This is a genomic window from Mucilaginibacter sp. (genome assembly GCF_036383575.1).
In the GTDB taxonomy this organism is placed as follows: domain Bacteria; phylum Bacteroidota; class Bacteroidia; order Sphingobacteriales; family Sphingobacteriaceae; genus Mucilaginibacter.
The window spans coordinates 1-9,620 of record NZ_DASVOB010000325.1; the positions used below are offsets into that span (position 1 = coordinate 1).

11 protein-coding genes are annotated in these 9,620 nt (G+C 41.4%); all 11 read right to left on the bottom strand.

Going from position 1 to position 9,620, the window contains the following annotated elements; genetic code table 11:
* On the bottom strand, nucleotides 1-561 hold a 561-nt coding region (locus VF500_RS11165), incomplete at its 3' end, for a universal stress protein (protein WP_330859747.1).
* 9 nt (nucleotides 562-570) lie between these two features.
* The gene (locus VF500_RS11170; RefSeq protein ID WP_330859748.1) at nucleotides 571-1,995 is read right to left on the bottom strand and encodes an inorganic phosphate transporter; all 1,425 of its coding nucleotides are present in this window, start codon (nucleotides 1,993-1,995) and stop codon (nucleotides 571-573) included.
* Nucleotides 1,996-2,236: 241 nt separating this feature from the next.
* Nucleotides 2,237-2,401, bottom strand: a complete 165-nt coding sequence (locus VF500_RS11175; RefSeq protein ID WP_158604167.1) for a hypothetical protein — start codon at nucleotides 2,399-2,401, stop codon at nucleotides 2,237-2,239.
* 43 nt (nucleotides 2,402-2,444) lie between these two features.
* Nucleotides 2,445-2,573 (bottom strand): hypothetical protein, encoded by a 129-nt coding sequence (locus VF500_RS11180; protein WP_330859749.1) that lies wholly within the window; start codon nucleotides 2,571-2,573, stop codon nucleotides 2,445-2,447.
* Nucleotides 2,574-2,605: 32 nt separating this feature from the next.
* Nucleotides 2,606-2,782, bottom strand: coding sequence for a hypothetical protein (locus tag VF500_RS11185; protein WP_330859750.1), 177 nt, complete (start codon nucleotides 2,780-2,782; stop codon nucleotides 2,606-2,608).
* A gap of 200 nt (nucleotides 2,783-2,982) precedes the next feature.
* Nucleotides 2,983-4,194, bottom strand: a complete 1,212-nt coding sequence (locus VF500_RS11190) for an MFS transporter (protein ID WP_330859751.1) — start codon at nucleotides 4,192-4,194, stop codon at nucleotides 2,983-2,985.
* Nucleotides 4,195-5,150: 956 nt separating this feature from the next.
* Nucleotides 5,151-6,263 carry a DUF5074 domain-containing protein gene (locus VF500_RS11195; RefSeq protein WP_330859752.1) on the bottom strand — a complete coding sequence of 371 codons (1,113 nt, stop codon included), beginning with the start codon at nucleotides 6,261-6,263 and terminating at the stop codon, nucleotides 5,151-5,153.
* 44 nt (nucleotides 6,264-6,307) lie between these two features.
* A complete protein-coding gene (locus VF500_RS11200; protein ID WP_330859753.1) occupies nucleotides 6,308-6,916 on the bottom strand; it encodes a hypothetical protein in 609 nt (202 codons plus the stop codon).
* 147 nt (nucleotides 6,917-7,063) lie between these two features.
* Nucleotides 7,064-7,195, bottom strand: a complete 132-nt coding sequence (locus VF500_RS11205) for a hypothetical protein (RefSeq protein ID WP_330859754.1) — start codon at nucleotides 7,193-7,195, stop codon at nucleotides 7,064-7,066.
* Nucleotides 7,196-7,229: 34 nt separating this feature from the next.
* The gene (locus VF500_RS11210; RefSeq protein WP_330859755.1) at nucleotides 7,230-8,372 is read right to left on the bottom strand and encodes a YncE family protein; all 1,143 of its coding nucleotides are present in this window, start codon (nucleotides 8,370-8,372) and stop codon (nucleotides 7,230-7,232) included.
* Between the two features lie 2 nt (nucleotides 8,373-8,374).
* Nucleotides 8,375-9,620: TonB-dependent receptor plug domain-containing protein (locus VF500_RS11215; protein ID WP_330859756.1), on the bottom strand; the 1,246-nt coding region annotated here is incomplete at its 5' end.

The window sequence follows — 9,620 nt, forward strand, 5'->3', positions numbered from 1 at the left end:
CACATAAAGCACCTGCATTTTAGCCGAGCCAAACGCCTTGATCATTTCATTTAAAGCATTTACATCAACAGCTGAAAGGCGGGTTTCAAAGTCGGTGGCCAACGTTATCATCGGCACATTTTCAAACTTACTTTCCAGCGGGATGATCAGCGTAGGTACCTTTATTTTGGTTACTACCATGCTGGCATTACTGCCTACGATACCGCTGATACCCGTAGCTCCCATGATGCCCATCACCAGTAATTCAACCTCGTGCTTTTCAACATACCGGGTTATCACTGCCTTTAAAAAGCCTACATCACAAAGCGTGGTTACCTTAACATTTTTATACTTCTCGCCTTCGGTATAAATACTTACCCATTCTTTTAGCGCTTCGCGCTTGTTATTGTAGTAGTCTTCAATAAAAATGGCGTTGTAGGTGCTGTTGTTGATTCCCTCGGTAGGGTGTATGGCGTGTATAGCGCAAACTTCCCGGCCTAATATATTTGCCAGTTCCATAGCATAGGCCATGGCGTTTGCGGCGCATTTTGAAAAATCGGTGGCTACCAGTATCTGTTTCATTTTACCGTATTATATAAACAAATGAAAAAGCATGAATAATAAAAATGCTAAAATTATCGCAACCGGCAAAGTAAGTATCCATGCTAACCCGATGTTTTTAAGCGTATTGTTATTTAAATTCCCTTTACCGCCTGATGCAACCATGGCTCCGGCTATTCCACTTGACAATACGTGCGTAGTACTCACCGGCAAACCCAAGCCTGTACTTAAACCTATGGTTGATGCTGCCACTATCTCGGATGTTGCCCCCTGGGCATAATTCAAATGTTCGTTTCCAATCTTTTCGCCAATGGTAACCACTATCCTTTTCCAGCCTATCATAGTTCCTATACCAAGCGAAATGGAGATAATAGCGATAACCCAAATTGGTGCAAAATCAGTTACATGCTCCAATTCGTTGGCGGCATTGGTAAGCACCTCATTGTCCTTCGCCTCCAGGTTTACCTTGTTATCTTTAATTACAGCCCTGATATCTTTAATTATTCCCTCAACCTGTTTACGGTAACGGTAAGTTTTTGCTACCTCTTTTTCATTTTTTTCGGCCAGGGATGCTTTGGTTTGATTGATGGCTGTTGCCAGCTCTGTTAAAACAGGTTTCTTTTCGCCAGCGTTACCAAGCCGCTGATTGATAATCAACTCCGTTTGGTTCAGGGCCGATAAAACTTTATCGTTAGGTACCGCGTGGTTCACTGCAAAGCGGGCCGGTAAAAACGCTATCAATATCAACATGAATAAGCCCACACCTTTTTGCCCGTCATTACTGCCATGAAAAAAGCTTACCAGCGTACAGGTAGTAACCAGCAAAAGACGAATGTGTATAGGCGGCCGGTCATTTTCTCCGCTGGGGATATGAAATAATGCGTGCGATTTGGTAACATGTTTCAGAAACAACATTAGCAATACTGCTGCGCCAAAACCTATTATCGGCGAAAGTATGAGTGATGAGCCTATTTCGCCGGCTTTACCCCAGTTTACGCCCGGGCCATTATAATATAAGGTAAAGGCAAGTCCGCCGCCAATCATGGCGCCTATCATGGTGTGTGAGCTTGAACAGGGGATGCCTAAGTACCAGGTACCCAAATTCCAGATAATAGATGATAATAACACGGCAAGCACCAGGCAGGCGCCAACACTCACCGGCAAGGTCATCAGTGTATCTAAAGGCACCAGTTTTAAAATGCCCATAGCTACGGTAACCCCGCCAAGGCAAACGCCTAAAAAGTTCCAGAAGCCCGACCATGGAATAGCGTAAACCGGCTTCAGGGCTTTGGTATAAATAACCGTAGCTACCGCGTTGGCTGTATCATGAAAACCATTCACGAACTCGAAACCAATAACTGCCAGTATGCAAAGGAGAAAAACAACGAGCAGCGAACCGCTCAGATCCACCTGGCCAAGGAAGGGGAGAATAACCGCGGGGATTGAAAAATGCATAAAACTTTATTTATGACCGGCGAATATGTTTCGCCTGCCGCTTTAATTCCAAATAACCGTTATAGCCGTTTCCTTTAGATGACCCGGATGTTAACATATTGTTATTTAATATTATACAGGCTTAACACAATATTAAACCCACTCCAGATTTATGCAAAAAAATAGAGCCCTGTTTGTTACAGGGCTCCACGTTTTCATAGGTGATGTTAGTACTCGATAGGTAGATGTAGATATATGTTGATCAAGCGGCAGACAGCGTTTGCTGTGCTGCTACCTGCTTGTTGTTGCTCATGAATTGGGTTTTAGCCCGGTAGTTTTTCAGATCTTCCCTTAACAGCTCTAATAATTCGGCGTCAAAGCGTGCAAGTAATTTAGTTATTGCTGGTGTTGGTTTATATGCTTTCATAGGTAGATGGAGTTGTAGGTAGGTGTAATGTTTTATGTTTAGTTTAAGCAGCCGGTGTTAAGTACGGTGTTTTAGCTTTAATAGCTTTCAGATCGCTCATGATGATATTTTTAAGCGTGTTGTCAAAGCTGGCTATAAGTTTGGTAGTTGATGTTTGTTTTTGCGTTTTCATGTTGTAGGTTTTTAATATTTTAATGTCTTTGTTTAGTCTTTCTTTTTTTCGTCTTCGTTCTCGCTGAGGTTGTCGTGGCGGCGTTTAGCTTCTTTATACTGCCTCAGTATTTGCTCCTCGTCACGCGGGTCTGAAGTCTTGGTTGGTTCCACCGGATTTTCCCATTCTTTCTCTTCTTCAGTTTTAACCGCTTTGTCTTTTGCTTCCATAACAGCTGCGTTTGATTAGTACTTCTCCAAATCAATGCCAAACTTTTCCGGAAGGGCATAAAAAGTCATTAAAACTTCAGTTTTATTTTACAATAAGATGTAAATAGCTGAAGTTCAATGATATTTTTTTAGACGAATTTTTAACTTTTTTTGATCAATGCCATCAAAGCAACCGTCAGAAGCCAATTAACAGGCAAGTATTAGCGAACACTCGTTGCAACAGCGGACGATTTCCTGTAGCTTAACAAATGCACTATGATCACTATTACTGATAAGATAACACCGATAGCGCATACCCCATTCCACTCGTAGTTTTTCCAAACCAGGCTGGCGAAGAAGGTGCCCAGGGCCCCGCCTATAAAATAAGACACCATGTATACTGTATTGATCCGGTTGCGAGCTTCAGGGATCAATGCAAAAATGATAGACTGGTTGGAGATATGCGTAGCCTGAACGCCCATGTCCAGCAGGATAACTCCTATAATGAGCCCGATGATACTATGGCTTGAAAAATAGAATACAATAAAGGAGACCAGGATAAGCGCGAGTGTATAGATAGATAGCTTGTGTGCATCCATTTTATCGCTTAACCTGCCCATAAAACCAACGGCGACTGCCCCAAAAGCGCCAACCAGGCCAAACATACCGGCGGCCGCGCTGCCCTCGTTAAACTGCGGCTGCTTTAATAGGAACACTAAGGTTGTCCAAAAAGCGCTGAAAGTTGCAAAGCATAGCGCACCGCGGAAAGCGGCCATCCTTAATTTAGGCTGGGTTTTCACCAAATGGATTAATGATTTCATTAATTTACCGTAATTGCCTTTGTAATCGGGTTCAATTTCGGGCAAAAACAAAAATATCATGAGCCAAATGAGCAACATTAGCCCTGCAGCTATGTAATACATGCTTCTCCAGCCAAAATGTTCGCCTATAAAACCGCTTAGTGTGCGTGATAGTAAAATACCTATTAGCAAACCGCTCATTACAAAACCAATTTTTTTGCCCCGCTCATGAGGTTTAGCCAAATGTGCTGCCATGGGGATCAGTAATTGCGGAATTACTGACGATACACCCACCAAAAAACCCGCTATCATGAGTATAGTTACCGATGATGCCATAGCGCTGGCTATTAATGATATGATCATGAGGATAAAGTCTAATAAAATAAGTCGCTTACGCTTAAGCATATCGGCCAGCGGCACTATAAATAACAAGCCAGTAGCATAGCCTATTTGTGTAAAAAGCGATATTTGCTGCGCTTTTTTATCGCTTACGCCAAAAGTATGTGCCATATCGGCCAGCAATGGTTGGTTATAATATATATTGGCCACCACTAAACCTGTAGCTATGGTCATGATCCATAGGGTTAAGGGTGTAAGATGCGGATGTTGTTTTGTGGTAGATACTGAAGACATATTTTAAGAGGTAGCTTATTTGGCTGCAAAAATGTTAAAGCATCTTTAAAAAAAAGCCTTTGTAAAGTAATTTTTATAACGCGCTTACGTTTAGGACATAAATTGTTTTAGCAAACAATAGTTCTTTGAAGAAGCTAAACAGTGAGATTGATTTGAAAAAAAAGAGCCGTTTTGTGTATTTTAAATCTAAAAATTAAGAGTTAAGTAGTTTTTAAAGTCTTTTACGGGTGTATTTTTAGTTTTAATGCCATTTTAAACCCTTGTTTTAATTTAAAAATCATTTAAAATTAAATTTTTGTAAACTTTAAAATCAAAATAGCTTGTTTTTTGCTCTGAAATATAGTCGAAAGTAATTTCATTAAACAATTTTCAAAAAATTAGTAAATTAATAATGAATTATTCTTATTTTTGACAATAAGATATCGGAAGAGAAAGTAATTAGTAAAACTTACAAAAAAATTACAAAAAATATTTTTCGAATATCAAAACTTAGTGTTACTTTTACACCGTGTTAAAGATAACACCACATAAAAAAGTCTTCTCATAATTTAGGTTTATAATTGGTTAGTAAAGGCCCCTGCCCATCAGGGGCTTTACTTTTTTATAAGCTTTTTTTTAGACTGTATCCACCAAGCACTCCTTAGTCAGAGAAATCGTCTTTAAAACAATTTTAATGTGTTTACAAAATCGCAGTAAAAAAAATTTTCACACGAATTATTTTTCGCACTTGCTACAATCAATCGAATTGCACGAATTTGAAATTTATGCAATTGAAAAATCGTGCAATTTGATTAATTTGAAAAAACATGTCGGATCAGAAATGGGAACTCGTTAATTTTATCTTCTCGGCCACACTTTTGGAGCTTCATTATATCATGAAAAAGCATTCACTGAATAATAATTAACAAAAAAGCTGAGATATAACCTCAGCTTTTTTATAGGATAAAAATTAAGAATTAATGAAATACCGGTATAGCCGGGAAGTAATAACCTGAATATTGCAGGTCGCCCACTTGTGTACCATTCAAATCATAAAAATAGAGATCATTAACTCCATAGTTAGTACCGAAGCCTGATTTTACTGTAGTAACCGCGAGCTGATTGGTTTGTGGAACATAACCAATACCCGAGCCGTACAATTCTTTACCTGTTGGTATAGTGATGAACGGACTTGTTAAAGAAGCTGCGTTACCATCAATATACCTGTAAATGGTGGTTGCGCCGCTAAATGTCCCGTTGTTTGCTATGTAAACCGTGTTGTTTTGGGTAGATGCGGTAATTGAACCCGGATGCCATGCGAACCAGGTACTGTTTGCAGTAAATGGCAAAGTAACAGTTGTCACTGCCAAAGTGGTTGGATTGATTTTGATCAATGAAGTGCCGCCTGCAGCCCATACCGAACCATCAGGAGTTTTGGTAAATGCTACCACCATGCCCGATATGATTTTGGCAACCGAATAATCGGACACGTTAAGTACCACTACACCTTTGCTTTGCGATAACACAAAAATATAATTGCCCGATTTGATCATGTCGCCAACGCTGCCGGTTACGCTGGTTAATTTTGTGCCGGTAGTATAGGTAGTTAAATCAAACGGATAGATACCACTTGCCGAGCTCAATAAACCTTTGGTAGCATCAATGCCAACAAAAGCCTGCCAGTTGTTGCTGCCAACGGCCGCAATGCGGCCAAGCTCTTTAAGCGAATATGGATCAGTAACCACAACCGGGCCACCAACTTTTGATACCAGGAACAGTTTGTTATTATATATTGTTCCATACTCTAAAGTTGAAGTAGCCGGATCAAGCGTTTTGCCGGGGTTTTCTTTAGTAAAGATACTATCCTGCTTGGTGCTGGTAGCAAAGCTGTAAAAACTTACGCTTCCGGTGCCATGGCCGTACCAGCCTTCGTTAATTAAAAAGAAGCCGTTATCATACTTTCCTAATGATTCGGTTTTAAGGGTTTTCTTATTGCTTGAGCTTACCTCGTCCTTTTTACATGACGAAGCGACTAAAACCAGTAACGAAAATGCGATTGCGCCAAGCTTCGTTGTAATTGTTTTTTTCATAATGATGATTTTTATAATAGTTGTTATTCGAATTGCGTAGCAGATTATTTAAGCAGGCTCAGATCGGCAGCTCCTGTAAATTCGGTTGACTGCTCGCCCAGCCAGCCCATGTTGGCCAGGATGCCGGTTTGAACTTTGATAAAGTCGATCCCCTTTAGGTTTACCTTATTGCCTTTATCATCGATAGCGCTGCTGATATCAATTTTATCACCGCCGCCGGTGTTATCGGCATAGCCATAATCAAATGATGCACTGGTGATGTAGGTAGGATCGTCCATATTGATATTGCTTGATGGCAACAGGCTTCCTGTTAAAGTGTAAGTATTTGTTTTAAGGCCGATAGGGTAATAAGCCTGGGAATGAAACATGTTGGTTTGCACAACACCCGTGTTGCCTTTATTATCTTTCCACGGCACGCTACAGGTATCGCATGCCGGGCGGGTATAAGTCACCGAATAATTACGGGTGTAGCCATCTTTATAAAAAGCACTGCCTTTGATCTCGTACCAGGTATCATCAGGCTTGCCATTGCCATTTTTATCCTCCATTACCCAGATAACGCCGGGTTCAGCAAACTGAGCGAAGGCATTGCCGTAAACAATAAAATCCGTTTTATCATCGGCGTTAAGTACGGTATGATCAAAGCCCACCACGATGTAACCTCCCCAGCCGCCGAGGCTTACAAGCCCCTGGTCGGTTTTTAAGGTTGCTTTGGCTGCGGTGGTATCGCCGAGACCGGTATTGGTGAATTGTCCGGGTGCAGGGTTAAAATCAAATAAGGTGGTTACGTAAGCATTGCTCTAAGCGGTTATTGGGCGGATAGGCGCTTCCTGCGGACCGGTTTCGGTAACTTTATCTTTTTTGCATGATACCCAGGTAAGGGCGCATAATGCACCTAATATCACGAGCAGTTTAAGTTGTTGTTTTTTCATAAAGAATCTGTTTGTATTTAAAAAATGAATTGAATTAATAAACAAAGGCCATGTGGGCGGGGATATCGCCTGCTTGTACCTTCCACTTCATAACCCCGTTTTTGTCGAAACAGTAAAGCGTGCCTGAAGCCACATAATTACCGGCATCGGTAACAAAAACATCTTTGGTAAGCGGGTTAACGGCTATGCCATACGGCACTACTATTTTTTTATCGGTGCCGTCGGTTATAAATTTGCTGCTCAGTATGGTTTCGTCCTTTACATTGAGCATGGTATAGCTAATGGTGTTTTTTTGCTGCGGATAGCTCCATTCTGTACTGTAGATATAAGCTGTATCATCATCTATCCAAAGGTTGCTCGCAGCTATGTCAAATGTTTTTTTAATTGCATCGGTTTGGGTATCGATAACAAATAGTTTGGATGGAATGGTATAATAATCACCGCGCGAGGTAACGTAGATATCGCCATATTTATCGGCCTTTAACCTGTCGAGATTAATAGCTACGTCAATACGTTTAAGCTCGGTAAACGAGGCCAAATCAATTACCGAAACCGTACGCTCATAATCCGGCGGACTATAACCGCCTGAGTTGGCTATGTACAACTTTTCGCCAACAATAGCCATTTCCTCCGGTTGGCGGCCGACGGTAACTTTTCGTTCTATCTGTAAACTGGTGGTATCAATTTCGGCAACGATACCGTTAGGGGCTTTAGGATCGCCAACTTTGCCTAAATACGCGCTTACATAAGCCTTATTTTTATGAAAGGTTACATAGCGGCAATTGGTGATATCTATCTGGGCTAATTTTTTCGCGGTTTTTACATCCAGTACCTCTACTTTATTAGAGATATTGACCACCACATACATTTTGGAACCGTAAATACCAATATCATTGCCCACATCGCCCAGGCCTTTGGTAACCGAGGGGTTAGCTTCGTTATAAATATTTCGCTCGTAAACGCCGGTACGGAAGTTCATAAAATCTAACGAGGCCTTGTTCATGTTCATATTACCCTCGTTAAGCAGGTATATCCCTTTAATTACACTCGACGGATCCGGCGCAGCAATCTGTTCAACCTGTTTAGGTATTACTTGCGATGCCTTCCGGCATGATGCCGCAAGCAATACCATAAACAGTGCAACGGGTAGATATAGGGCTATTTTTGATGTTTTCATGGTTAGATATTATAGCTTAGTTTGAAGCGATAAAAGCGCCGGGGCATCGGGAAGTTGGAGATGATCTCCCTGTCCTGGTTCAGGAGGTTATTTACCTCGATGGTAAACCTGGTTTTACGCTTATATATTTTGGTGAGATAGCTTGCTGAAAGGTCATGCGTGTACCAGGGTGCTACTGTATTATCACCATGATTTACATCATTACTCTGTTCATCGTAACGAAGTCCATTATATAAATAACTGTAATTGAATTGGAACCGGTGATAATCTGCCCCTAAAGTGAACGAACCGCTGTGCATAGGCACATAAGGAATATTATAGCGATAGGTAATGCCCCCTTCTTTATAAAAAGCCTGTTGATAGGTGTAATTGAGCCCGGCAGTGATAGTAAGCTCATTAGCAATATTCCATCCGGATTGGATATTGATCTCCGCTCCTTTTATATGCACATCGCCCACATTATACATCACCCATCTGAATAAATTGAGGCCGGGAACGGCTATGATTTTATCCTTTACCTGGTTATAGTAACCATCTGCCTGAATAGAAAATGATTGAAGCAGCTGGTTTTTAAACTGGTGATTATAGGTAAAGCCGGCATCGTACTGCTTTGCGTATTCGGGCTTGAGCAGGGTGTTTCCAATCAGCGTGTAGTACAAATCATTAAAGGTGGGTAGCCGGAAGATATTTTTATAAAATGCCCGGAGCATCAGGTCGTTATTGTTCAGTAAGCGCCATCCGGCAGTTACTGTTGGTGTATAGGCTGTTTTACGCCCCGCCCCGGTATATTCCTTTACCTGATCATTAACAAAAGTGCTAAGTAGTGATGCCTGCAAATTAAGCCTTCCTAACCTGAGCTGTGAAGCTATTGAAACCAGTTCTGTGTAGCGGGTTGGATACGGGAATCGGTATAAATTAGCGTCGAGATTGTTCATCTGGAAATCGGCGGAGAGCGCCAAATCCCAAACCGGTAAAATGCGGTAACGATTGGCTATAGAAGTATAAAGTTCATGTTGGTAAAAGCGGTTATCCAGGAAACCTGTAGCCGTCACAAATTCCGGATCGAGGTAGCGTTCGTAATTGTCGCTGTATTTGGCTACCGCTTTGAAGCTATATCGATTAGCCGTGTTGCTTTCATAATTGGCCTGGATAAACTGGTCGCGGTCCCATTGCCTTTGCGAGTAGTTGAATTTGTTGGCTACAATGGCCCCGGGTAAGCCTCGGTTTGAAATATAACTATAAGCCTTG

What these genes read in the sequence shown, in the direction of transcription:
- VF500_RS11170 (WP_330859748.1), bottom strand. Translation starts at nt 1,995, where the DNA reads ATGCATTTTTCAATCCCCGCGGTTATTCTCCCCTTCCTTGGCCAGGTG.
- VF500_RS11175 (WP_158604167.1), bottom strand. Translation starts at nt 2,401, where the DNA reads ATGAAAGCATATAAACCAACACCAGCAATAACTAAATTACTTGCACGC.
- VF500_RS11180 (WP_330859749.1), bottom strand. Translation starts at nt 2,573, where the DNA reads ATGAAAACGCAAAAACAAACATCAACTACCAAACTTATAGCCAGCTTT.
- VF500_RS11185 (WP_330859750.1), bottom strand. Translation starts at nt 2,782, where the DNA reads ATGGAAGCAAAAGACAAAGCGGTTAAAACTGAAGAAGAGAAAGAATGG.
- VF500_RS11190 (WP_330859751.1), bottom strand. Translation starts at nt 4,194, where the DNA reads ATGTCTTCAGTATCTACCACAAAACAACATCCGCATCTTACACCCTTA.
- VF500_RS11195 (WP_330859752.1), bottom strand. Translation starts at nt 6,263, where the DNA reads ATGAAAAAAACAATTACAACGAAGCTTGGCGCAATCGCATTTTCGTTA.
- VF500_RS11205 (WP_330859754.1), bottom strand. Translation starts at nt 7,195, where the DNA reads ATGAAAAAACAACAACTTAAACTGCTCGTGATATTAGGTGCATTATGC.
- VF500_RS11210 (WP_330859755.1), bottom strand. Translation starts at nt 8,372, where the DNA reads ATGAAAACATCAAAAATAGCCCTATATCTACCCGTTGCACTGTTTATG.